Consider the following 22496-nt stretch of genomic DNA (forward strand, 5'->3'; position numbering starts at 1 on the left):
AATCCCCAATAGTAGTATTTTTGTTACTTTCTGGTGGGAAAGTCCCAAAAAAATCAATCATCAATAGATTCTTCCAACCACAACAATTATGCCGTAATTAAAAACGGTAGTTGTGGTTTGTGCTATCGAAGGCTGATAATAGTTGTGTTAAACAAAAATACTAAGAATTAAGACAAAAAATTGAGCCTTTCTAGGCGAAAGCAAAAAATTAATACTAGAATGTGACTCAAAATTTCGGGAAGGTACAAAACAAGTTGTTGCAATATACACTTGTAGAGTAAATTCTATACGGCATTGTTATGGCACGGTTTTACAGGCCTGGAACGCTCTAGGTGAATTATGTTGATCACGGTGCAGGGGAAGTAGGCTGTGCGAATTCCGCTAGATTACTACCGAATTTTAGGACTACCGTTAGCGGCAAGTGAAGAACAATTGCGGCAGGCATATAGCGATCGCATTGTACAATTGCCTCGACGTGAGTATTCTCAGGCAGCAATTTCTTCTCGTAAACAACTCATAGAAGAAGCTTACGTGGTTTTATCAGATCCAAAACAACGCAGTACCTACGATCATCTCTATCTTGCCCACGCCTATGACCCTGATAACCTTGCTGCTGCCGCAGTAGCAAAGGAAAATCGTCCAGAAAGCACCAAAAGGGGTAGCGACATTCAGAGTCTAGGTATCGATATTACCCAAGACGAATTAGTTGGTGCTTTATTGATTTTGCAAGAGTTGGGGGAATACGAACTTGTATTGAAACTAGGTCGTCCCTACCTGGTAAATAAAAATGGTGCTACAAGTGCAAGAAAGGGCAATAATTTAGCAGACGAAGAAATACACCAAAGTGCTGAACATCCAGATGTTGTCCTCACTGTTGCCCTTGCCTGTCTAGAATTAGGTCGTGAACAGTGGCAGCAAGGTCACTATGAAAATGCCGCCATATCCCTAGAAACTGGTCAAGAACTGCTAGTACGCGAAGGGTTGTTTTCTAGTGTACAGGCAGAAATTCAGGCTGATCTTTACAAATTGCGACCATATCGAATTTTGGAGTTGTTGGCATTACCTCAAGAAAAGACTGCCGAACGAAACCAAGGCTTGGAATTATTGCAAAATCTCTTAGAAGATCGTGGCGGGATTGATGGCACAAACAATGACGACTCTGGTTTAAATATAGATGACTTTCTGCGATTTATCCAGCAGTACGCACCCATTTAACAGTCGCGGAACAGCACAAGTTATTTGAAGCTCAAAGCAAACGCAATTCTGCTGTTGCCACTTACTTGGCTGTTTATGCCTTGATAGCACGGGGATTTGCTCAACGGCAACCTGCTTTAATTCGTCAAGCAAGGCAAATGCTTATGCGTCTGGGCAAGCGTCAAGATGTACATTTAGAACAGTCGCTATGTGCATTACTCTTGGGACAAACTGAAGAAGCAACTCGTGTTTTAGAACTTAGTCAAGAATACGAAGCTTTAGCTTTTATTCGGGAAAAATCTCAAGACTCTCCAGATTTGTTACCGGGGTTGTGTCTATATGCAGAACAGTGGTTGCAACACGAAGTATTTCCCCATTTTCGAGATTTAGCAAACCAACAAGCCTTTCTAAAAGATTACTTTGCTAATCAACAGGTGCAAGCTTATTTAGAAGCACTGCCAACGGATGCAGAAACAACTAATGAATGGGCTGTAGTTAATACCCAATATTTTCCGCAGGCGAAGACAAAGAATTCTCCTTTTCTTAACAATTCAGCTAGGACTACAGGGCAATCTAACAACAGCAGAACACCTGACCTAGATTTGCCAGAAACACCCGAATATTCAAACTTCTCACCACCAATATGGAATTCATCTGAGAGTGTAAAATCAGATGTTCCTGCTGCCGAACGGATGAGCAGAGGCACTAATCAGCATTTAAATGGTTCAGGTAAAACGGTCGCACCCGGCCATAACCAAAAGCGTCGGCGGAGAAAACCTACTCCATCTGCTAGCCGAGAGCGTATACCAGATAATCGTCCTCATTCTCGTCGTCCCCGACGGCGGCGAACTTTTGCTAACACCATCGAAGGGAAAACACGGCTGGTATGGAGAGTGTTTATTTCTTTGGTTAGTCTATTAGTTTTCTGGGTGTTAGTTACAACAACTTTTGGATGGTTAAAAAATCTGTTTTTTCCTACGTCAACTCCGCGTGGTTCAGAGTTGTTTATACAGATAAATCAACCACCAATATCTATTCCTGATCCAAATGGTAAACCACAAGCAACAGATGGGCCTTTAACAAATGCAACGGCAGAGGAAGTTATTCGGACTTGGTTCTCGATCAAAGCCGCAGCTTTAGGGCCCAATCATGAGATTAATAATTTAGATCAGATTTTAACTGGTTCAGCTTTATCTCAATGGCGGCTGATTGCTCAACAGTATCGGTCAGACAATCGCTACGGCAAGTATGACCATAGCTTGAAGATAGAATCTGTTGAGAAAATTGATTTATTTGCAGATCGTGCCGCAGTGCAAGCTACGGTTAAGGAAGTGGCACAGTTCTATGAAAATGGTCAGTTTCAAAGGTCTTCTAACGATAATTTGCGAGTTCGGTATGATTTGATTAGAGAACGAGGTAAATGGCGTATTCAGAGTACATCTGTTGTGAATCAGATAATCTAATCAGATAAAACCAATTCGCAATTCGCAATTCGCAATTCGCAATTAATTCAGCCACCCACAAGGGGTGGGGTTTTTACCTACCTTGAGAAAACTTGGATTTTTTCGCCCACCAGGGGCGAGGTTTTGAACCTAGCTTTTTCTGATAAAGTGGAACTATTAAAACCCTTAGCTGCATAGCAGCTTAAACAGTTTTGATTTTCCTTTTTTACCCCAGTTTTCCTTCTTAACACTCGTAAACTAAAACCACTCTCATCCCAAAACCATATTTGATAAAGCTTTTGACAATTTACCGTATCTTTTTTTACATTTAATCACCCGTAACCTAAAAATTTAAATTTTGCTGAGAAATCTGTAAGAAGTTTCTAAGGAAAATCTTAGTTTTTTAGAGATCAATCCTTATCTATTCATAATTCTTAGATGAATTATTTAAGCAATAATCAGTTTAAAGTTCAAGCCAAGAGCTATATTGCTAATTGATGCACTGAGGAATTGAAATCATGAAATTAAGATATTTATTAATACTGGGCTTGTCTTCTCTTGTCATGGTTGGCTGCGTCCGCGAAGTATCAAAGAACCAGGCTAATGAAAGTCCTATAGCTGTGAATGCCTCTGTTCCCGTGTCTTCAACTCAGGCGAAACCGTTAGCCAAGTCAGCACAATCTCCAGATTCAACTGCTATGAATTCAGGTACATTTGTTTCTGGAGAACATACAACTCAAGGGAAAGTTCGTATTACCACTAAAGACGGCAAATCATTTCTAGAGCTTGATGAGTCATTTAAGACTTCTGAATCAGGGCCAGATTTAGTAGTAATTTTACATCGTTCAGATAACGTAACTAATTCAACTAAGCCACCATCATATCCTTTAAAAAACGGAGATTATTTTATCCTAGCTCCGTTGCAAAAATATAGTGGCGCTCAAACATATTCTATTCCGCAAAACATCAATTTAGCAGACTACAAATCCATCGCTATCTGGTGTCGCAAGTTTAATGCTACTTTTGGCGCTGCCAGTTTGAGTCAGTAAATATTAACCAAGAACTTAAAAATCAATCATCAGGAGAAACTTTATGAAACTAGAAGGAAAAGTTGCCCTAGTAACTGGGAATTCCAGAAAGTGACAGAAGAGGGGTATGTGCGAGGAGGATTACAATTTAACTACGTGAGTTCAACGAAGCTACAAAATATATACTTATTTCTTGCTCCCTATTTTCTTAAGTATTTCTTCCAGATTTTCGGAACTAAATCGCATGAAAAATTCCGAATTGCCAGCAATATCCACTGTAGCTTTATCAAAGGTGATATTTACAGGCATAACGATATATGGCAAAGATTAATGGCACAATGATGCAATATTTCCACTGGTACATCCCTAACGATGGGAACTTGTGGAGTAAAGTTGAGGCTTCAGCACCAGAATTAGCAGATGCAGGTTTTACAGCAATGTGGCTACCACCAGCCTACAAGGGCTTTGCTGGGTCGTATGATGTGGGATATGGTGTTTACGACTTATTTGATTTAGGTGAGTTTGAGCAAAAAGGCTCGATTCGGACGAAATACGGTACACGTAAGCAGTATCTTGATGCGGTTAAATCTCTGCAAACGCATGGTCTGCAAGTTTATGCAGATGCGGTACTAAATCATAAGATGGGCGGTGATGCGGTAGAAACACCAAAAGCAACGCCTTTTCCTCAAGACGATCGGCTCAATCCTAAAGGTGGGTTACAAGAGATTAAGACATACACTCATTATAATTTCCCTGGACGGCAAGGCAAATATTCTAACTTTGAATGGCATTGGTGGCATTTTGATGCTGTTGATTATAACGAATATAACAGTGGCGATCGCAGCACACTCTATTTATTAGAAGGTAAAAAGTTTGACGACTACGTAGCCTTAGAAAAAGGCAACTTTGCCTATTTGATGGGTTGCGATCTGGATTTTCAAAATGAGTGGGTGCGCGGTGAAACTACCTACTGGGGTAAGTGGTATCTTGACACTACAAAAGTAGATGGTTTCCGGATCGATGCTATTAAACATATTTCCTCTTGGTTCTTTCCGCAATGGATAGATGAACTAGAACGTCACGCTGGTAAAGATTTATTTATGGTAGGAGAGTATTGGTATAACGATATTAATACTCTGCTTTGGTATGTTGATGCTGTTGGTGGCAAATGTCAGTTTTTGACGTACCACTACATTACAACTTCCATCAAGCCAGCAAATCTGGCGGCAATTATGATATGCGCCGGATTTTGGATGGCACAATGATGCAACAACGTCCTACCCATGCTGTGACATTTGTCGAAAATCATGATTCTCAGCCGTTACAAGCTTTGGAATCTGTTCGTTGAACCTTGGTTTAAACCCTTAGCTTACGCCATTATTTTGTTACGACAAGAAGGCTATCCTTGTGTCTTTCATGCTGACTACTACGGTGCAGAGTATGAAGACTGGGGCAAAGATGGCAATCGTTACAATATTTTTATGCCGTCCCACCGTTGGATTATTGATAAGTTACTTTATGCACGTAAACATTGTGCTTATGGGCCACAATACAACTATTTAGACCATTGGAATACTATTGGTTGGACACGCTTAGGTGATGAAGATCATCCTCAAGGAATGGCTGTGATTATGAGTGATGGTTCAGAAGGCGTTAAATGGATGGAAGTTGGTAAACCCAATACTAAATTTATTGACTTAACTGAACATATCAAAGAAGCTGTATATACCAATGAATTGGGCTGGGGTGAATTTCGTTGTCTAGGTGGTTCAGTATCAGTTTGGATTCAAGCATAAAAAATACCGAAATTTACAGAGATTGATACGAAATTTAACTACGCTCATGAATAGATTTGTTGCACAAATACTATTCATGAGCGCATAGACACTGATACTATTGGCGAAAGTGTTACAAAAGCACATACATAAGTATTACGATTAAAAGATGCAACAACAGATTGAAGGTTTGAGCTTAAGTAATACTTGTATTTACGAATATATAGTAGATTCGCCAACAGTATCAGCAGTCGAATAGAAACTTACTCTCAGGAATTGATTAGCCGACCGATAGTCCGAGAGTACACCGTTAGAGCGCACAAGCGGGAAATTCATACTCGCGTTTTTAACTTTGTATGTAAGCAGTGTGAGCAACTGACTCAAAGAGAAACCTTTGCTGTCCAACCGCTCTACTGTGAGCAATACCGTCCACCACAAGCACCCAAGCAATCGAAAATAGTCCTTATATCTATTCTTAATAATTTGGCATAACAAGTACTGAAGAGCAAAAAATATAGTATTATCTATTTTTTAATACAGAAATATTATCACAATGCGGATTTTGGTGGTCGAAGATGATGTTCAGCTAGCAGAGATGCTGATGGAAGCCCTGACTGACCGTCAATATGTGGTAGATATAGCCCAAGATGGAGAGGAAGCATGGGATTGCATCAAAGTGCTGGAATATGATTTGGTGGTGCTAGATATTACCTTACCCAAGTTAGATGGTGTAAGTTTTTGTCAACGCTTGCGATCGCCTACATCAAGGCATAGTTTATCACGCAACATTACAATACCTGTACTCATGTTAACAGCACGCGATACCCTTGGTGACAAAATTACCGGGTTGGATGCTGGGGCAGATGATTATATGGTTAAACCTTTTGAAATGCCAGAGCTAATGGCCCGTGTTCGCGCACTCTTGCGCCGCAATAGTGCCGCAACATCTTCTTCAGATTTTGGTTGGGGTAGTTTGCGTTTAAATTCCAGCACTTATGAAGTCACATACGCTGACCACCCTTTACATCTAACACCTAAAGAATTTGCTCTTTTAGAACTAATGGTTTCTAGCGGTCGGCGGGTGCTAAGTCGAGCCGGAATTATTGAGCGCATTTGGTCACTTGACGACCCTCCGAGCGAAGAAACTGTTAAGTCTCACATTAAAAGTTTACGGTATAAACTTAAAGACATAGGTGCTGCCGATGATTTTATTGAGACAGTTCATGGATTGGGCTATCGCTTAAAGCAGCTTTAGAAAACTAACCGATTTCTACCTTATATTTGCCCTTTATCTCCACAACTCATTGTTATATTTCAATTACATTACTGAAATTAACCTCTTCTTTTACATTAGAACACTATTATTCTTCAAATCAATTTAACTATTGGTTTGGAGAATTTTAATTTTTATCTAAACAGAATTCAGGAGTCAGGAGTCAGAAAACAGGTATGAATTCTGTACGAGTGGCGGATAGCGTAGCGTTAGCGAGTATTTTCGAGTCGCGTCTGAATAAACGGGTTTAAAATCCCCACCAAATTTTCAATTGGTGGTCTTAAAGATGCTCGATAGCACAGCGTTAGCGAGTCCGCGTTCGCGCAGCGTCTCGTAGAGAGCGTCTTGATTCTGACTCCTGAATTCTTCTTCAAGAGTAACCGATTTCTCACCGATATTTAACCGAGATTTCAACTTCTAAAATGTAGCATCTTGGAACGAAAGCATTTTGTTAAGTTTATTTCAGTTTTAAGGAAATTTTTATGCCCCGTTTTCCAATAAATATTTCCAATATTGTTATTACCAATAAAGAGTATCGCAAGCTTAGAGCTTATGCAGTATATCATCAAATATCAATTGATGAAGCAATACGATTATTAATTGATTCTCTTCCAGAATGCTCTCAAAATAACAAAGAATTAAGTATAAGCCATTCGGTTATCTTTCCTAGAAGGTTTTTACACGTTTCTTTCGATGATAGGTAACTTAATAAATAATTTTTCCTCCAAGTTACCTAGTTGTGAATTTTTGTACTAGTGAATTTTGATTATGAATACTTTGCTTCTTTAAATTTAGTTAAGTCTCTAGAAAATTCTGCTTCAGAAACACCAAATTCTCAACCCATTTATGCCCTAATTTCAGTTCATGGCGACCCGACAGCTGAAATTGGTAGAGAAGGGGCAGGTGGTCAAAATGTCTACGTGCGAGAATTAGGGTTAGCATTAGCAAAACGTGGTTGTCAGGTTGATATGTTTACCCGACGCGAACACCCCAATCAAGAAGAAATTGTGGAATTAGCACCAGGGTGTCGCACAATTCGTTTAAATGCTGGGCCAGCAGAATTCATTACTAGAAACGATTTATTTGAATATTTACCAGAATTTGTAGAAGCTTGGCTGAATTTTCAAAAGCGAACAGGACGCAGCTATGCGTTGATTCACACTAATTATTGGCTTTCTGCTTGGGTAGGATTGGAACTTAAATCTCGATTGGGACTACCTCAAGTTCATACCTATCATTCTATAGGGGCAGTTAAATACGGTAATATGGAAAATCCGCCGCAGATTACTGCCATTCGTAATTGTGTGGAGAGGGCAATTTTAGAACAAGCAGATTATGTAATATCCACCAGCCCTCAAGAAGCGGAAGATTTACGTCAGTTAATTTCGCAACATGGACGTATTAAAGTTATTCCCTGCGGAATTAATACTGAACACTTTGGTTCTGTCAGTAAAGAAGTTGCTCGCCAACAGTTGGGAATTGCTTCAGATTCTCAGATAATCTTGTATGTAGGACGTTTTGACCCCCGCAAGGGAGTTGAAATCTTAGTAAGAGCTTGCGCCAATTTGCTTTCAGGATTTCAACTTTATCTAGTTGGTGGTAGCCGTGAAGATGGAGCAGACTTTCAAGAACAACTACGCATTCAAGCTTTGGTGAAAGAACTGGGATTGGAAGCAGTTACAGTTTTCACCGGACGCATTTCTCAAGCGCTGTTACCTGCTTATTACGCCGCAGGGGATATCTGCGTTGTACCGAGTTACTACGAACCTTTTGGCTTAGTTGCAATTGAAGCAATGGCAGCAGGAACGCCTGTAATTGCTAGTAATGTGGGAGGATTGCAGCATACGGTTGTGCATGGTGAAACTGGACTTTTGGTTCCTCCTCGTGATTCTACAGCATTGGCGATCGCTATTCATAGCGTATTACAAAACCCGACTCTAAAACAAAGCTATGGCAATGCTGCACAAAATTGGGTTCAGTCTCGTTTTAGCACTCAGGGAGTTGCTGCCCAAGTTCACGAACTCTATCAATCTTTAACACTTGATACATTTGTTCAAGAAATTATTCGAACTAAAAAGTTAACTCCAGATTTGGAAAAGCAAATCCAAACTTTGTTAAAGTCAAAAGCTTTAAAATCTAGTGAAATTAAATCTCTAGAAAAATTGATTGACTCCTTTGATAACGGTATTGTGCAGTGGGCAACCAGTTAAATGAAATCATATTCCCTACAGAATCACATTCTAGCCGCTTTTCTCAACTGCATATTTTGAAAATTTCCGATCAAGACTGTACTGTTTTAGTGAGAACAAGCAAATATGAAACTGCTTTTGGTTATTGAATTAGATAATACCTTGGTTGGTAACAATCGAGCTATTACTGCTTTAAACCAAAGGCTAGAAGCTATACGCAATCAGATTTACTTAGTCTATGTTACTGGTCGCTCTTATACTTCTAGTCGTCGGGTGATAACAAAAGCACAGCTTTTGAAACCCGATTATTTAATCGCTAGTCTAGGTACTGAAATTTATCAACAGGGTGTGCTTTTAGAAAAGATTGGTCAAATCAAATCTCAAAAGATTGGGATAGAGATGCAGTCTGGACAATTGCTAGCTACTTTCCTGCACTAATACCTCAACCCGACAGCGAACAAACCCCCTATAAATTAAGCTTTTGGCTAGATATGGATGCGCCACTTGAGGTTATCCATGATTTGCAGGATTTGTTAACTTTTACTGGATTGCAGGCTGAGGTGATTTTCAGCAATGAGCGAGACGTTGATATCATACCCAAGAACAGTAACAAAGGTGAAGCAACTGCATATCTGCAAGAATTGCTGCAAGCGCAATTAGATGCAACCATTATCTGTGGAGGTTCTGGAAATGACATCAGTTTATTTCAACAGCCATCAGCTGGGATTATCGTTGCTAATGCCCAAACGGAACTTCTATGGTGGTATTACAAGACACATTACCCTTGGCACTTTTTAGCTCACTACCCTGGTGCTGCGGGTATTCTTGAAGGATTGATTTATTTTAATATTTTACCATTTCCTAACAGTTGGAGGGCGATGGGCTACGCTCCACCATAGGCGATGGTCTCCGACCGACCGGAGGTCATCGCAACCTATTCAAAATTAAATTTGAATGTAAAAAATTGCCCCGCACTTAGCTTATATAAATGCGGGGATATTTCATTGGCAGTTATTCAAAGTCATTTAGCTTTTTCTCTCATGCAACCGCTCATCATTGGTATTAATGTCTAATTCCTCACGACGAACAGTACCTTCGGCTTCAACTGTATCCTGTTCAACTACTTTCTTAATTTTCACTTCCTCACGCAAAACCGCTTCCTTCTGAATATCAGGGGTTTCTTCATAAATGTCCATCCGAGTAACTTCTCCTTCACGGAAGTTAGCCTCAGTAGGCGATACAGTTCTACCAGCTTCGTTTGGAGTAGTACGTTCAATGATTACGCGTTCTTTTTCAACTGGCACAGCAACTCTCGCCGTCTGAGTTTCAACGTGTTTGCCAACAGATACTTCTCCTGTCTTAATACGAGATTTATTGGCAACTAAACGTTCTTCGTATAGTTTCAGATTTTGATGATCCTGCTGATTCATATCGTAAAGATTTGGTTCATCTTCATACGTATATGTATTGCGATCGCTAGAGGCTGGTGGAGCATCTACAGGTGTTGAGGTACTTAAAGGTGCTTGTCTTACTGGAGTACGATAAACTCCACGCACCTGTTCCTCATAATCGTAATCAATCTGTTCCAAATCATTAAAATCTGGTAAACTTTCTACTTGCTCCTTCGTCAACCCAATAGCATATACGCGCCGATTGCTATAGCCGATTCGAGAACGCCCAATTGGTAACAATACTTGTCTACCAAAGAACCAAAAACCTGTGTCAACAACTAAATAGCGGAAATGACCCGAATCATCTACCAAGATGTGTTTGACAGTCCCAACTTTATCGTCATCTATGTCTGAATAGACATCAAAATCTCTAACTTCATAGTTATCAAAATCTGCATCACCATAGTTACCAGCAAAGTCTTCCAGTTTATATAAAGCCATATTCTTTTTCCTCCTACATCTATATTTACAATTGTAAAGATATAATTTTTTACTCCTTCTTTCTCAAGAAAGATATTAATGTCTAAAAAATCATTACTCTGGAATTAATGGGTTTTAAAAACTAGGCTTAATCAAACTAAAAGTAAACCTCTGCATAAGATTATAGAGGCTTACAACTAATTTTTTAGACTTGAAATCAGCAAAACTCTTCGAGGAATTCGTACTTATTGAGCATTTTGTTTGTTGACAGGAGTACGAACAATATACTGATTGGCAGGTAAATTAATAGCAATTGGTTCTATCTTTCCTTGGGAAACTAAAGTTTGATAAACTAAAGCTGTAATCTCTCCTCTAGTTGCAGGTTTACTTGGATTAAGAACTTTAGGTTTTGGATAGTTGACCACTATATTTGCTTTAGTTGCAGCTGCTACATCTCCAATTGCATATTGCGGAATATTATTGGCATCTGCGTAAGTGTTAGTAATAATAAATGAGGCAGGATGGTTAAGGTTTACAGCATTAGCTGCTACGGCTGGGGCTTGTGATATTAATAAAGGCTGCATCAAAGCACTAAATGCAAACGGCATAAAAATACGTCTTTTTACAGGTTTTTGTGCGGTTTTTTGAGGAACTACTCTCTGCATGACTGTGGGTACACTAACTGCTGATGTACCAGTAGTTAGATTCAGTCCTTTGTTTAAAGCAACTATAGCCTCAACCTTAGAAACCGATTGATTGGGACGAAAGTATCCACCAGGATAACCTGTCATAAATCCTTGTTGATAAGCTTCTTCAATGGGACGAGTAGCCCAATAGTTTGTAGGAACATCCTTATATACAGCACCACTTTGTATCTGGCGAGTTGCTGGTTGGTCAAAAGCTTTACGAATAATTGCTGCAAACTCATCTCGGTCTACTGGCTGTTCTGGTCGAAATGTACCATCAGGATATCCAGTTACAATATTTCTTGCAGCCAAACCTTGAATAAATGGCTGTGCCCAGTAATTAGATTGAACATCGCTAAAGGTAGTTGTAGGGGAAGATTGAGCAGATGTTTCTAATGCTCCAACTGCAAGTACTGTTAAATTTAAAGTTAGTAAAGATATACCTGCTGACACTAACTTAATTAATTGTGTCATGATTCGTGCCCCCTGTTCTCTCAATTATTTATTATTTCTAATACTTCAATAGTTACTAACAAATAGTGGAGATTTAGTGGAGAAGTTCCTCTTACAGCTTAAAATACTACTAAAGACTGACTATACTTATTACTTTAGGTATAGATAACGCAACAATGAAAATATTAAAAATGTTAATGTTTTAATAAGGGCTTATGTGAATAGAAGAATTCTATAGCAATCTTATTTTAGTGGTGAAAAATATAAATTAGGAAACGAACCGCCAAGGAAAGAAAAAAGAGATATATAATTTTCACGAATGATTTAGGACTGCTATAAATCTAAGTAATAAAAATATAGCAGAGTTCTCCACGGCTTTTCCACTATTTAGATTTAATCTAAGTCTCAAACGATAAATTAATGAAATTTTCTTTATCTAACTTTTTTTGCTACCTTAACTATCAGTTATTTTACTATGTACCAATTTTGCGGATAAAAATCAAGTGTTAATTGAGTATGAGATACATTTTTTAAAAAATCTTTCTTTGGGTAGTAGAGTTATTGTCTCAAAAAGCAAGATGGTTAGCGGCAGGAGGGTAGAATGCGTCAACTCATTATTCAAGTACCACGGGGAAATGGAAAAGCTGTTATCGATATTGCCAAATCTCATAACGGCACGAATCTGGCTCGATTAGAAGGAAATGCAGAAGAACCGATTGATGTAGTAATTGTTCACGTTTCTAATGGAGAAGTAGGCAAAGTTTTGGAGAAGTTGCAAGACTTGCCCAAAGTACAAATTACGCTCATACCAACTGGTGTGATGACTCTGCAACCCCCTACATCGGAAGCGCCGCAACAAGTTATAAATGTGGAAGAACGCAGTCCGATTGAGATTTTTCTTTCTGGTTTGCAAAGTGTTGGCTCTTGGCGAGGCTTTCTTGGTTATGCAGCACTGGCAGGCTTTGTAGTCTGGATTGGCTTGTATACCAATACAGCCTATTTGCTGGTGGCGGCGATGCTGATTGCACCCTTTGCAGGCCCAGCAATGAATACAGCGATCGCTACTGCATGGGGCGATCGCAAACTCTTAGGACGGAGTATTCTACGGTATTTTTCTGCCTTAACAGTCACCATTGCCACTACCTGGCTACTTAGCCTAATATTACGGCAAGAAATTCCCACCAGTTTAATGGTAGATAGCAGTCAGGTTTCAGCAGTGGCAGTGCTTGTGCCATTGGCAGCCGGAGCCGCAGGCGCGCTCAACTTGGTTCAATCAGAACGGAGTAGTTTAGTATCTGGGGCAGCGACAGGAATGCTAGTTGCCGCTTCTTTAGCTCCACCTGCGGGAATTGTGGGTATGGCAAGTGCAATTGGCAGATGGGACATGGTAATTTCGCAGCTATTCGTACTGTTTTTGCAACTATGCGGGATTAATTTTTCAGCAGCGCTCTTGTTCCGAGTATTCGGGCTGTCTGCTCAAGGAACTCGCTATGGGCGTGGTAAAAAACGGGTATTTTTTTCTACCTTAGTGATCACTGTCATAGCATTGGCAGGTTTACTGACTTGGCAATTTTCTCATTCTCCCAATTTACAACGCTCTAGCCTTGCTCAACGTGCTAACGCCCAAGTTCAGAAAACTGTAGAGCAAGTTGGTTTAGCAAAATTAGTCGAGTCGAATGTGCGCTTTACACGATCCAATATTGAAGGGCAGGATACCCTGCTATCTGTTGTTTATGTACAGCGTCAACCGGGAGTTACAGCGTCTAGTGAAGAAATACGCGATCGCCTCACCCAATCAATTCAAACCCAATTATTGAAACAGGACTTAAATGTGACACCTTTAGTTGATGTCAACGTGCTAGAAACCCCTGCTAATAAACAATAAAACCAAAAATTACGAATTACGTTAGCGAAGCGGTAGCGTTCGCGCAGCGTCTCGTAGAGAGGAACGAGCGTCATTACGAATTAATACTATGAGTAGTTCAAAGCTTTCAGAAAAACAAGCCCTAGAAAGAGAACGTAATGAAGTCTTGCAACAGTTGGAAGATTGGCTAGAAATTCCAACGCTGGTGCTGGGCTTTGTATGGCTAGCACTATTCATCATCGAGATCATCTGGGGATTAAACTCTTTACTGGAAGCCTTTAGCATCACTATTTGGATTATTTTTATATTAGATTTTCTACTTAAACTAGCGATCGCTCCTCATAAACCTGACTATATCAAAAGCAACTGGCTAACAGCTATTTCTTTGGTGTTACCAGCGCTGCGTACTTTTCGGATTATACGGGTGGTACGGATATTAAGAACAGCACGGGTTGTGCGAGGGCTACAACTGTTGCGAGTTATGACTCGTGCTAACCGAGGAATGCGGGTTTTAGGAGCAAGTATTAGCCGTCGAGGGTTTGGTTATGTTGTGGCGTTAACTGCGATCGTTACTTTAATAGGATCAGCAGGGATGTATGCGTTTGAAAACGAAGTTCCTGTGGAATCAGGATTGCATAACTACGGCACTGCTTTATGGTGGACAGCAATGCTAATGACAACGATGGGTTCTGACTATTCGCCCAAAACGCCCGAAGGTCGGGTGCTTTGTTTTTTCTTAGCGTTATATGCGTTTGCCGTGTTTGGTTATGTCACTGCAACTCTGGCAACGTTTTTTATCGGTCGTGATGCCGATGATGACGAAGCAGAGTTAGCTGGAGCGAAATCGATTCAAATGCTTCAGAGTGAAATCGCAGCATTGCGCGGGGAAATTCAAGAATTATTGCATCAAAATTCTGAGCGTTGACGTTAGCAAAAATTACTTAGTGAGGAAAGTTTATGAATGCAGAAATCTCGACAGCTTGGGATAAGATTCAAAGCATGATAAATGGTTTCATAGCTTTGCTACCAAACATTGTCTTAGGATTAATTGTCTTCATCTTATTTTTGTTTATTGCTAGCAGAATTAAAATACTGGTCAAGCGGTTAACTCGTAATCGTCGTTCTGCGCGAAATCTGGGACTAGTACTAGGAAGGTTAGCACAAGGGCTAACAATTTTGATTGGGTTGTTTATCGCCCTTTCTATTGTGATTCCTACATTTAGAGCCGGTGATTTGATACAACTTTTGGGAATTAGTGGTGTTGCAATTGGTTTTGCTTTCCGCGATATTTTGCAAAACTTCTTAGCTGGAATTTTAATTCTGCTGACTGAACCTTTTCAAATTGATGACCAAATTGTTTTTAAAGGCTTTGAAGGAACGGTCGAAAATATTGAAACACGCGCAACAACAATCAGAACTTATGACGGTCGGCGGATTGTCATTCCGAACTCGGAATTGTTTACTAATTCGGTAACTGTAAACACTGCCTTTGAAAATCGGCGATTAGAATACGATGTCGGCATTGGCTATGGCGATGACATTGACCATGCCAAGCAGTTAATGCTAGACGCAATGCTTAGTGTAAATGAAGTTTTAAAAGATCCGGTTCCTGATGTACTAGTAATGGAACTTGCCGAAAGCACTGTTAACATCCGTGTGCGTTGGTGGGTTCATCCACCACGACGCGCAGATAATCTTATTTCGCGGGATAAAGTGATTACTGCAATTAAGAAAACGCTCGTTGCAAACGGCATTGATTTGCCCTTCCCAACTCAACAAATTCTGTTCCACGACCAGACCGAAGAGACAGATGGAAACCGTTCCCGTCAGCGTGAAGGTTGGCCATCTGGTAAAGGTGAAGTACCGAAGCCTCGCCGCATCAGCGATTCACTCAGGTTACTTGCTCAAGCACACTCCTCACAAGATAACAACGGTAAAGTAGATTCTCAAACCAACGAACAATGAGAAATGTCAAGATAAGCAAACTGTGGGATCAACTCCACTCAAGTTACTGGTTCATACCGGCGGTTATGGCGGTGTTAGCTATTGCTTTAGCTTTCACAATGCTTTCTCTTGACCGCACAGGCAAAGTAGACATTGATTATTGGTGGGTTTACGGTGGTGGAGCAGATGGAGCGCGATCGCTGTTAGGATCGGTTGCAGGTTCGATGATTAGCGTTGCTGCTACAGCTTTTTCAATTACAATTGTGGCACTTCAGTTGGCTGCTTCCAATTTCGGGCCGCGACTTCTGCGTAACTTTATGCAGGATACAGGTAATCAAATTGTACTAGGCACATTTATTGGTACGTTCATCTACTGCTTGTTCGTACTGCGGACAATTCAGGGAGAGGGAGATGGATACGAACAGTATGTGCCACAACTTTCGGTTACAGTCGGCACTTTACTGGCAATTATTAGCATTGGTGTATTAATTTATTTTATCCATCATGCTTCAACAATAATTCAGGCATCTTACGTAATCCAAAATGTTAGTGAGGATTTACATTCAGCAATTAAGCGGCTATTTCCAGAAAAAATTGGGCATGGTGAACCAGAACATAGACAAGGAGTTGAAGAAATTCCCATGTCTTTTGAGGAGGAAGCTTTACCAATTCGATCGAATGGAACTGGTTATTTACAAGCAATTGATAATGGAGAATTGATGGAAATTGCTTGTAAACATAATTTGCTAGTACGCCTTAAGGTTAGACCGGGGAAATTTCTAATTCAAGGTAGCGATTTAGCCTTGGTTTTTCCTGGGAAAAAAGTAAATAAAAAACTTACCAAACAAATTAATGATGCTTTTATTTTGGGCAAAGAACGTACAGAACAACAGGATATAGAGTTTCCAATCGATCAATTAGTAGAAATTGCTCTGCGTGCCATTTCCCCTGGAATAAACGATCCATTTACTGCAATTCGCTGTATTGACCGAATTAGCGCAGGGCTGTGCCACTTAGTTCAAAGAGATTTCCCTTCGCCCTACCGCTATGATAAAAATAACAAATTGCGCTTCATTGCCAAAGGAGTCGATTTTCAAGGATTGGTTGAGCGTGCTTTTAACCAAATTCGGCAGTATGGAAAGTCGGATGCAGGAGTAACTATTCGTTTGTTAGAAGCTATAGCTGCAATTGCTACTTACACCAATAATTCTAAATATCAAGCAAGCCTGCGCCATCATGCTGACATGATTTTACAAGATAGCCGTGAAGGACTATCACAAGAACAAGACCGCAAAGATGTAGAAGAGAGTTATTATCAGGTCATTAAAAATTTAAATAATGATGACAATAATAAGGATTGGGATTAATCAGAATATTGGCGTTTTAGATTAATATTTTTGAGGTAATAATTATGAAAAGTCTGAACTGGAAAGGTTATCGAATTATCGCATGGATAGGACAGGCTGTACTAACAATTTTTGTCATAGTCGCAGCAGTTCAAGGTAAGTGGTCTAATGCTTTGGGTCTTGCATTGTTTCTTGTTTTATCCTTTGTGTTTGTCATCCGAGATGATAAATTACCCACTTTATTTGATTTTTTGTTTGTCTTAGCTGCATTGCTCAATGCTACTGGTTGGGTATGGAATTTATTTGGTATGCCAGGCCCCTATGACGAGATTGTTCATGCTTATACGACTTCTGCAATTACCCTAGCACTTAGTTTTTTAGTCTATGGTTCAATGTTGAATATATTTCGGAATCATACAGTTTTGTATTTAGTGACAATTACTAGTTTTGGAATTGCTATTGGTGCTTTGTGGGAAGTCACAGAATGGTCTGCTGGTAAATTCTTAATACCCAAGTAATTGAAAGCTTGGATGACACCATTATTGATTTAGTTATGGACACTCTCGGTGCTGGATTAGCAGCTTTAATTAGCCTTTGGGCGTTACGAAATTGGACTAATCGTCATACAGATGCAACTAATGGACAAACTGAGACAATAGATAGCTACTTTCTTGTAAACCAGAAGATTTAGAACCTTGAATTTGATTTATATCATTGGCGAAAGTAGGAGTTGCAAAAAGCGTTGCTGCCAACAAAAGCGTGGTTGAAACAATAGGTAATTTCTGCCATCGATAACTATAATTAGATTTCCTGATCACATCCTTGCAATATTACTAATTACTATCTACAGCAGTTTGCAACTCAGTGAAGTAACAAATTAGATTTGAATGACAAAGATCAATGCTGCTATAACCTTATAAGGGTATCTTTGCCATTCCGATAGTGTTGCGTAGCAAAAGCTATTCTAACTTCTGACTCCTGTAAGCCGTGGCCTTGTAGTAGGCTATTCTGCTGTATATATTTGCATCTAACTATAGATAATCATAATTTTCATAAAATAGCATCTGTTTTAAGAAATAGAAAATACTCCTCCAAGGGATATAAATTTAGTAATTTATATCGGATAGAGCGCAAGCAAGTATCCAGATAACACATTAGAAAATGAGTTATTGTAGTAAAAATTCATTATCGATGATTATTTTCCTGCCAGTTATTAAGTACATCCTCTACCAAAACTTCTTTTACCCAAATTTGTAATACAATTACTAAAGGTATAGCAAGAAATACACCTAAAAAACCAAAAAAGCTCCCAAAAAAGACTACTGCTACTAAAGTCACTGCTGGCAAAAGAGATGCTTGGCTTTTCATAACTAAAGGCATTATAACGAAACTTTCAACTTGCTGAATTACGAAATACAAAGCTATAACAGCGGCGATTTTCCAAGGTTCTCCACTTAATGCTAGCAGTGCAGGCGGAATCACACTCAAGGTTGGCCCAAAATTTGGGATAAATTCTAAAAATCCTGCCAAAATAGCATTAACTAATGGCAATGGTATTCCTAAAATCAACAGCCCAATATAGCTCAATGTTGCAATGAGCAGCATAGTCAGGAGCGTGCCTTTTATCCAGCCAGTCAACGAGACTGCACACTTATTTAGAATGTCATCAACTCGTCGACGATAAAAAGCAGGGAATAGCATTATAAATCCCTGTCGATAGGGCGAGGGATTGACTAATAACATGATGGTAAGAGCTACAAAAAGCAGCAAAGCTAAAATAATAGAAAGCGAGTTACTGACCAAGCTAAAAAAGTTGTTTATTAACCGATTTAACCAATCTTGTAAACCTTGAGTCAGATACCTAAGCCCCTGAATATTTTCTAATAGTTGGTCAGGAATTACATTTTGTAACCAGTTATTCCACGATCGCAACCGTTCTAGTCCTATAGGCATAATATTAGCAAATTGTTGCAATTGGTCAATAAAACGTGGCACAATCAGTACAAAAAAACCGACCAAAATGACCAATAAAAGAACAACTGTTATAGCAACTGCAATTCCTCGCTTGATACGAAATCTTTGAAAAAAACTCACTAGTTGATTTAGGACTGTAGCTAAAACTACTGCTGCAAATACCACCAAAAGTATTTGCCGAATTTGCCACAAAATGTAAAGAGATATAACAAGAGCGAGAAACCCGATTAATTGTCCGAATCGCACAAGCAGCCCCCACTTTTTGTTATTTACAGCTATTTTTCTGAGTTTAATTACTTCAACATAGCTGTATCGCTATATTTAAAAAGCCACTAAAAGACTGATTTTTCAAGACCAACGATATATCTATCTGGGGACAGAATTTAGGTGTTTTATAAGAGACTAATCTGAAATAAGCAACCCTTGAAGGCTGTACTCATAAAAATGCAAAAACCACGCCCCAGTAATATATTGATACGTGCCTTCGTATTGATTTTTGTCAGTTTAGCTATCTTCGTGATTGGCTCAATATTCTTTAACTTGAGCAAACAATTTCAAGAAAGCCCTGAAAGTATTGAAGAGCCGGAACAGGGATTATTGAAGTAATACAGTAGGAACCTCAGCAGCTAAGACTTATCTAAGTAGTAGGGTTAGTAAATTTGCATCATGTATAAACCGATTAAGTTCATTTGTTGGGCATTGATAGGCATTCTATTTTTTTCGATGTCCGGCTTGCCTAGCTTGGCTAGAGATGTAAATGTACCCAAATTCCCGCTTTCAGAACCTCAACAGCAGCAACCAACCGAACCAAAGCAGCCTGTAATCACATCTCCTACTGCACCGGGATTAAGTAATCCCCAGGAATTTGAAGGCTTTGTAGACAAAATCATCAATGAAGAAATATCAAAGTCTCATGTTCCTGGTGCAGCCATTTTTGTGGTTAAAGATGGGAAACTATTTTTTGCTAAGGGCTATGGTTACGCGAACGTAAAAAAAAACATACCAGTTGTCATAGATAAACCTTTGTTTCGCGTAGCTTCCCTTTCCAAGTTATTTACAGCTACAGCAGCAATGCAGTTGTACAACGGGGAAAGCTTGATTTGGATGCTGATATTAATAAATACAGCCGTTGAATATGGGGCGGAGTACATTTCTCCAGCCACCCCCGCCGCCTTTAACTGATGATTTGGCTGTTGTTGTGGGTTATTCATATATTTGGTTATTTTATTTACTAAAGCTATGTTTCTAACTAGTTATCTTCGTTTGACACAGTTCAATATACGGGTGATTAGTTGTGAGTTCTTAGCAGTTTTGCTCACACAATCATCGGCTCTGATCGCAAATAGTTGCTCAACAATATCTGCTGATAAATTATCAACCAGAAACAGTACTGGTAAAAATTTCCAGTACGGATCGTTACGTACTACCTGACAAAGTTCAATGCCATTGATATGAGGCATTTCCACATCTAAAATTAGCAAATCTGGAGAAAATTCTGTCAGAGTATCCCAGAAGTAGCGTGGATCTTCAAGAGTTTTTAGAGTAAATCCTAAAGCTTCTAAAAATTGTTGTATAACAATTAATGTCTATGGATCATCGTCTACAACCATGATTCTCGCTTTAGTAATACGAGTTTGCTGTAAAACATGGGCTACTGACTCCAAAATTTCGTTAGGAGGCATGGATTTTTGTAAAAAAGCACGTCCGCCAGATCGTGCAACTTCTAGGCGTAAGCGAAGCCCGCCGCAGGCATCACTAAAATTATCTCGCTCTGTAAAAACTAACACAGGTATTTGTGGCGTTGGCGTTTCGCCTACCGTAGGTGTTTGCTGAGATAATTCTCTTATTAATTTCAAGCTGTCTTTCTCAATATCAAGATCGAGTAGCACCACATCGGGATTTAAAGATGGGATTATACTTCTGGCGGCGGCGATATTAGTAGCAATCTTAACTTGTAGTTCCTGATTCTCAGCCTCCTTTATCAATCCCTCAACTACTTGTTGATCATTACTAATTACTAATAGTAGATTTTGGGTTTGTTCAACCGGGGTTTTTTCTAGCTCTCGTTGCAACTCCATCAAGAGCTTATCTAAATAAAAACATTTAGCTTGGCTAATAAATTTTTGAGTTTGAAATAAATCTTCTATCTCGTTGGCTAATAACGAACCTTTTGGAAAGCCAAAGCTACCCAAGGAACCAGCTAGCTTGTGAGCTTCTTGCTCTGCTTTTTGCCGCACTTGAGTATCAAGTGTACCTTTTCTTAAAGCATCAGCTGCTAGTTTCAATACTGCAATGCGCGAACCAACCTTAGCTTTGAAATTTTCCCGCTCTTGAGCAATGGCTGTTAGTAGAATTTGCTGCTGTTTTAAATCTGTTTCCGGCTCATGTATCTGACAACTTTGCTCATCATCTAGAGCTTTTAAACGATAACCCATTCCATAGACAGTTTCTATAAAATCATAGTTAGCACCTGCGGCTTTTAGCTTTTGCCGTAAACTTTTAATATGAGATTTAATCGTATTTTCTTCAGGTGGATCTTTTTCAGCACTCCAAAGTTGATCTACAATGGCACTCCGGCTAAAGATGCGCTGGTTGTTGCGTAAAAAAAGGTCTAAAAGGCTAAATTCTTTTGCTGTTAAATTTAGTGTAATATCTGCATAAGTCACTTCACAAGTACTAGGATCGAGACGCAAGGCTCCCCATTCCAAAACAGGAGGTAAAGAAGTATTTCCTCGACGTAATAAAGCACGAATCCGAGCTGATAACTCTTGAAAATCAAATGGTTTGACTACATAATCATCTGCTCCGGCATCTAAACCGATAACTTTATCAGTTTTAGTGTCTTTTGCCGTTAAAAGCAGAATCAGCATTTGATAACCTGACTGCCGTAATTGCCGACAAAGACTTATGCCATCTAGTTTTGGCAGAACAATATCTAACACAATCAGGTCATAGTTACAGACATTAACCAATTCCCAACCGGCTTCACCATCAGCAGCAATATCAACCACATAATTTTGTTTGGTAAGATATCTTGCTACAGCTTGAGCAAGCAAATCATCGTCTTCAACCAACAGAATTCTCATGAAAATGTTTGCTTGTAGAAGCAACCCTGAGCGCTGTAATCAAATTTATATAACTTAGGTTATGCCCTTTTCAGTTTTATATGGCATCTATCAAAGGCAAGGTTTAAGCAACAGATTCGCTCGGTCTCACCTATTTTGATAAAACTTTCTACTTGAGGCTATTACAAGTCAGGACAGTAGAAAACCCGGTAGTAATGTAGCATTAACAGAGCGATACTGATCCAGTCTAGAGCGAAAACATGACGAACTTGCGATAGTTGAGCAGTTATTTACCTCAAGAGTTAAGTAAACCGAATTAATTACACAATGTCATTGCGATCGCTCGCAATGACAATAAATATTTTTGTTCATCTAATTACCAATAGCTATGG

Annotated in this window: 19 protein-coding genes and 2 pseudogenes; 16 read left to right on the forward strand and 5 right to left on the reverse strand. The window is 39.4% G+C overall.

What is annotated here, in order from left to right:
- Positions 1 to 369 precede the first annotated feature (369 nt).
- From ANSO36C_RS00965 to ANSO36C_RS01000, 8 genes and pseudogenes are all read left to right on the forward strand, one after another.
- A pseudogene (locus tag ANSO36C_RS00965) lies at positions 370 to 2657 on the forward strand (IMS domain-containing protein).
- A 497-nt stretch (positions 2658 to 3154) separates the two neighbouring features.
- Positions 3155 to 3685, forward strand: a complete 531-nt coding sequence (locus ANSO36C_RS00970) for a DM13 domain-containing protein (protein ID WP_251957979.1) — start codon at positions 3155 to 3157, stop codon at positions 3683 to 3685.
- 296 nt (positions 3686 to 3981) lie between these two features.
- Positions 3982 to 5460 (forward strand): annotated as a pseudogene (locus ANSO36C_RS00975) (alpha-amylase).
- A gap of 255 nt (positions 5461 to 5715) precedes the next feature.
- A complete protein-coding gene (locus tag ANSO36C_RS00980; protein ID WP_251960219.1) occupies positions 5716 to 5931 on the forward strand; it encodes a hypothetical protein in 216 nt (71 codons plus the stop codon).
- A 61-nt stretch (positions 5932 to 5992) separates the two neighbouring features.
- A complete protein-coding gene (locus ANSO36C_RS00985) occupies positions 5993 to 6694 on the forward strand; it encodes a response regulator transcription factor (protein WP_251957980.1) in 702 nt (233 codons plus the stop codon).
- An 860-nt stretch (positions 6695 to 7554) separates the two neighbouring features.
- Positions 7555 to 8922 carry a glycosyltransferase gene (locus ANSO36C_RS00990; RefSeq protein WP_410174701.1) on the forward strand — a complete coding sequence of 456 codons (1368 nt, stop codon included), beginning with the start codon at positions 7555 to 7557 and terminating at the stop codon, positions 8920 to 8922.
- A gap of 105 nt (positions 8923 to 9027) precedes the next feature.
- A complete protein-coding gene (locus ANSO36C_RS00995; protein WP_251957982.1) occupies positions 9028 to 9339 on the forward strand; it encodes an HAD family hydrolase in 312 nt (103 codons plus the stop codon).
- Positions 9315 to 9800: an HAD family hydrolase gene (locus ANSO36C_RS01000; protein ID WP_251960220.1), complete on the forward strand. Its 486-nt coding sequence runs from the start codon at positions 9315 to 9317 to the stop codon at positions 9798 to 9800. Before ANSO36C_RS00995 ends, ANSO36C_RS01000 begins: the two co-directional genes overlap by 25 nt.
- Positions 9801 to 9926: 126 nt before the next feature.
- Here the strand turns inward: ANSO36C_RS01000 and ANSO36C_RS01005 are convergent, their stop codons facing one another.
- Positions 9927 to 10793, reverse strand: coding sequence for a DUF2382 domain-containing protein (locus tag ANSO36C_RS01005; RefSeq protein ID WP_251957983.1), 867 nt, complete (start codon positions 10791 to 10793; stop codon positions 9927 to 9929).
- A 224-nt stretch (positions 10794 to 11017) separates the two neighbouring features.
- A complete protein-coding gene (locus ANSO36C_RS01010; RefSeq protein WP_251957984.1) occupies positions 11018 to 11932 on the reverse strand; it encodes an S-layer homology domain-containing protein in 915 nt (304 codons plus the stop codon).
- A 580-nt stretch (positions 11933 to 12512) separates the two neighbouring features.
- On the opposite strand from ANSO36C_RS01010, the gene ANSO36C_RS01015 reads away from it, so the two are divergent.
- The 6 genes from ANSO36C_RS01015 (at position 12513) to ANSO36C_RS01040 (ending at position 17756) form a co-directional block, all read left to right on the forward strand.
- A complete protein-coding gene (locus ANSO36C_RS01015) occupies positions 12513 to 13796 on the forward strand; it encodes a DUF389 domain-containing protein (protein ID WP_251957985.1) in 1284 nt (427 codons plus the stop codon).
- 88 nt (positions 13797 to 13884) lie between these two features.
- Positions 13885 to 14700 carry an ion transporter gene (locus ANSO36C_RS01020; RefSeq protein WP_251957986.1) on the forward strand — a complete coding sequence of 272 codons (816 nt, stop codon included), beginning with the start codon at positions 13885 to 13887 and terminating at the stop codon, positions 14698 to 14700.
- A 32-nt stretch (positions 14701 to 14732) separates the two neighbouring features.
- Positions 14733 to 15740, forward strand: a complete 1008-nt coding sequence (locus tag ANSO36C_RS01025) for a mechanosensitive ion channel family protein (protein WP_251957987.1) — start codon at positions 14733 to 14735, stop codon at positions 15738 to 15740.
- Positions 15737 to 17086, forward strand: a complete 1350-nt coding sequence (locus ANSO36C_RS01030; protein ID WP_251957988.1) for a DUF2254 domain-containing protein — start codon at positions 15737 to 15739, stop codon at positions 17084 to 17086. The genes ANSO36C_RS01025 and ANSO36C_RS01030 overlap by 4 nt, the downstream gene beginning before the upstream one ends.
- Positions 17087 to 17130: 44 nt before the next feature.
- Positions 17131 to 17583, forward strand: coding sequence for a hypothetical protein (locus tag ANSO36C_RS01035; protein WP_251957989.1), 453 nt, complete (start codon positions 17131 to 17133; stop codon positions 17581 to 17583).
- Between the two features lie 8 nt (positions 17584 to 17591).
- A complete protein-coding gene (locus ANSO36C_RS01040) occupies positions 17592 to 17756 on the forward strand; it encodes a hypothetical protein (RefSeq protein ID WP_251957990.1) in 165 nt (54 codons plus the stop codon).
- 494 nt (positions 17757 to 18250) lie between these two features.
- On the opposite strand, the gene ANSO36C_RS01045 is transcribed toward ANSO36C_RS01040, so the two are convergent.
- A complete protein-coding gene (locus tag ANSO36C_RS01045; protein WP_251957991.1) occupies positions 18251 to 19285 on the reverse strand; it encodes an AI-2E family transporter in 1035 nt (344 codons plus the stop codon).
- Between the two features lie 198 nt (positions 19286 to 19483).
- Here ANSO36C_RS01045 and ANSO36C_RS01050 point away from each other — a divergent pair, with 198 nt between their 5' ends.
- Positions 19484 to 19645, forward strand: coding sequence for a hypothetical protein (locus ANSO36C_RS01050; protein WP_251957992.1), 162 nt, complete (start codon positions 19484 to 19486; stop codon positions 19643 to 19645).
- A gap of 60 nt (positions 19646 to 19705) precedes the next feature.
- Positions 19706 to 20221: a serine hydrolase domain-containing protein gene (locus tag ANSO36C_RS01055; RefSeq protein WP_251957993.1), complete on the forward strand. Its 516-nt coding sequence runs from the start codon at positions 19706 to 19708 to the stop codon at positions 20219 to 20221.
- Positions 20222 to 20292: 71 nt separating this feature from the next.
- On the opposite strand, the gene ANSO36C_RS34090 is transcribed toward ANSO36C_RS01055, so the two are convergent.
- The gene (locus tag ANSO36C_RS34090) at positions 20293 to 20619 is read right to left on the reverse strand and encodes a response regulator (RefSeq protein WP_323374591.1); all 327 of its coding nucleotides are present in this window, start codon (positions 20617 to 20619) and stop codon (positions 20293 to 20295) included.
- Positions 20620 to 20625: 6 nt separating this feature from the next.
- Positions 20626 to 22125, reverse strand: a complete 1500-nt coding sequence (locus tag ANSO36C_RS01060; protein ID WP_323374547.1) for a response regulator — start codon at positions 22123 to 22125, stop codon at positions 20626 to 20628.
- Between the last annotated feature and the right edge of the window lie 371 nt (positions 22126 to 22496).

Origin of the sequence: Nostoc cf. commune SO-36 (genome assembly GCF_023734775.1) — a bacterium.
GTDB classification, from domain to species: Bacteria; Cyanobacteriota; Cyanobacteriia; order Cyanobacteriales; family Nostocaceae; genus Nostoc; species Nostoc commune_A.

What these genes read in the sequence shown, in the direction of transcription:
- ANSO36C_RS00970 (WP_251957979.1), top strand. Translation starts at nt 3,155, where the DNA reads ATGAAATTAAGATATTTATTAATACTGGGCTTGTCTTCTCTTGTCATG.
- ANSO36C_RS00985 (WP_251957980.1), top strand. Translation starts at nt 5,993, where the DNA reads ATGCGGATTTTGGTGGTCGAAGATGATGTTCAGCTAGCAGAGATGCTG.
- ANSO36C_RS00995 (WP_251957982.1), top strand. Translation starts at nt 9,028, where the DNA reads ATGAAACTGCTTTTGGTTATTGAATTAGATAATACCTTGGTTGGTAAC.
- ANSO36C_RS01005 (WP_251957983.1), bottom strand. Translation starts at nt 10,793, where the DNA reads ATGGCTTTATATAAACTGGAAGACTTTGCTGGTAACTATGGTGATGCA.
- ANSO36C_RS01010 (WP_251957984.1), bottom strand. Translation starts at nt 11,932, where the DNA reads ATGACACAATTAATTAAGTTAGTGTCAGCAGGTATATCTTTACTAACT.
- ANSO36C_RS01015 (WP_251957985.1), top strand. Translation starts at nt 12,513, where the DNA reads ATGCGTCAACTCATTATTCAAGTACCACGGGGAAATGGAAAAGCTGTT.
- ANSO36C_RS01020 (WP_251957986.1), top strand. Translation starts at nt 13,885, where the DNA reads ATGAGTAGTTCAAAGCTTTCAGAAAAACAAGCCCTAGAAAGAGAACGT.
- ANSO36C_RS01025 (WP_251957987.1), top strand. Translation starts at nt 14,733, where the DNA reads ATGAATGCAGAAATCTCGACAGCTTGGGATAAGATTCAAAGCATGATA.
- ANSO36C_RS01030 (WP_251957988.1), top strand. Translation starts at nt 15,737, where the DNA reads ATGAGAAATGTCAAGATAAGCAAACTGTGGGATCAACTCCACTCAAGT.
- ANSO36C_RS01035 (WP_251957989.1), top strand. Translation starts at nt 17,131, where the DNA reads ATGAAAAGTCTGAACTGGAAAGGTTATCGAATTATCGCATGGATAGGA.
- ANSO36C_RS01050 (WP_251957992.1), top strand. Translation starts at nt 19,484, where the DNA reads ATGCAAAAACCACGCCCCAGTAATATATTGATACGTGCCTTCGTATTG.
- ANSO36C_RS01055 (WP_251957993.1), top strand. Translation starts at nt 19,706, where the DNA reads ATGTATAAACCGATTAAGTTCATTTGTTGGGCATTGATAGGCATTCTA.
- ANSO36C_RS01060 (WP_323374547.1), bottom strand. Translation starts at nt 22,125, where the DNA reads ATGAGAATTCTGTTGGTTGAAGACGATGATTTGCTTGCTCAAGCTGTA.